Source organism: Mesotoga infera (genome assembly GCA_011045915.1).
In the GTDB taxonomy this organism is placed as follows: domain Bacteria; phylum Thermotogota; class Thermotogae; order Petrotogales; family Kosmotogaceae; genus Mesotoga; species Mesotoga infera_D.
The window spans coordinates 1-1,805 of record DSBT01000216.1 but is presented as its reverse complement, the minus strand read 5'-3'; the positions used below and the strand labels follow the sequence as shown (position 1 = coordinate 1,805).

Below are 1,805 nucleotides of genomic sequence, written 5' to 3'. Positions count from 1 at the left end.
GGCGATGTCCTCAGAAAGGTCGAAATTCGGCGAACAAGAACTACATCTTGCAGAACTTCTTATGTCCCATGCCCGTGAAGCGATTGTTCGAATTGAGACAGAAATACGTATGAATTATATGTCTCTTCACGATAAATTGACCGATCTATACAACAGAGTCTATTTTGAGGAAGAGCTGAAGAGACTGGAAGGGTCGAGATTTTATCCTATCTCGATTGTATCGGCCGACGTTGATGGTTTGAAACTGATAAACGACACTATGGGTCATTCAAGGGGAGATCAGATACTGGTAGAGTTTTCACAGATTCTCAGGTCATCCTTCAGAAAGACGGAGTTGTCTCGAGATTTGGTGGAGATGAATTCGCGGTCATTCTAATTAGAACAGATGAAGAGACTACGGAGAAAATCGCTTCGCGAGTCCGGAAGACAGTTGAAAGATACAATATGGATCACATCGGTCCTCACTTGAGTGTATCGATGGGAATTGCCACAAGCAAAGGACCAGGGCAAAATCTTCTTGAGACTCTGAAGTTTGCCGATGACCTTATGTACCGTGACAAGCTTTACAGGAGCTCCAGCGTTAGAAGCCAAATGGTCAATACACTGTTGATAACTCTGGATGAAAAGGATCAGATTTCAGGAGGCCACGCCAAGAGGCTGCAGAAACTCTGTTTGAAGCTTGGAAAAAGGGCCGGTCTCAATACCCGACAGCTCAGCGATCTTGCATTGTTTGCTCAGGTTCACGATCTTGGGAAGGTGGGAATTCCTGATAGCATTCTTTTTAAACCGGGTCCGTTATATGAAGATGAATGGAAGGTGATGAAACTCCACCCTGAGAAGGGATACAGAATCGCAGTATCTTCGCCAGACCTCTCTTCAGTTGCAGACCTGATTTTGAGACATCACGAACGATGGGACGGAAGAGGATATCCCCTGGGTATTAGAGGCGAAGAAATTCCAGTTGAATGCAGAATCCTCTCGATCGTCGATGCCTTCGATGCAATGACAAATGACAGGCCTTATAGCAAGGCCAGAAGTCGACAGAAAGCTATTGATGAAATAATTAGATGTTCCGGAACTCAGTTTGACCCGGATCTAGTCGTGATGTTTGAGAAAATGATTAACGATACTTCTTTCTAGATGTTCTTGATCTTCCGAGAGATCCTCCTGTAGTTGAAAAAAGATATGAAGAGAGCCACCGCCACTGATGCAAGCGAGATAAGCAGCATCAAGACACTCCCGGTACCCTCTGCAGCACCACGTAGAATCATTGTCAGAGGCATTATTGCGCCGAAACTCAAAGCCATACAAATAACCTGATTGAGAAGAACGAACTTCGTTCTCATAAACGCGTTTGGATTGTCCATCTGATCTGGTGGCGACTTCAAGACACCTCTTATGCCAAGCAGAGAAGACGTCACGTACAGTACGAAGACTATCGGTACAACTACAAGGTAGCCTAGAGATCCGCCTCTAACCAAGACACTGGTGATGAGAACTCCCACAAAGAGAACTGTTCCAAACAGTACAGGCAAGGAGGCTTTCAAAGCAATCATTTTTCCCAGAGAGATCGGAAGTACCTTCGTGGTTTCAATGAAAGGGAACTCTCTTCCCATAAGAAATGCGGATTGAATTGTTGTGAAAATCGTGCTTATGAGAACCGTTGTGAATATTGAAGTAACCGTGTCATCTGAAATAAGGCCGAAAACCAAACCAAATACAACGGGATAGAAGAGGAAGTAGATGAGTTGCTCATAGCGCTTGTAGATCTTCAGCTCTCTTCTCAGCAACACCCCTCCTCGTCT

At 44.8% G+C, this 1,805-nt stretch carries 1 protein-coding gene and 1 pseudogene; one reads left to right on the top strand and one right to left on the bottom strand.

Annotation, left to right across the window (positions count from 1 at the left end; genetic code table 11):
• Window positions 1–1,140, top strand: a pseudogene (locus ENN47_07685) (diguanylate cyclase).
• On the opposite strand, the gene ENN47_07680 reads toward ENN47_07685, so the two are convergent.
• The coding region (locus tag ENN47_07680) for a hypothetical protein (protein ID HDP78049.1) at window positions 1,137–1,805 on the bottom strand (669 nt) is incomplete at its 5' end. The pseudogene ENN47_07685 and the gene ENN47_07680 overlap by 4 nt on opposite strands.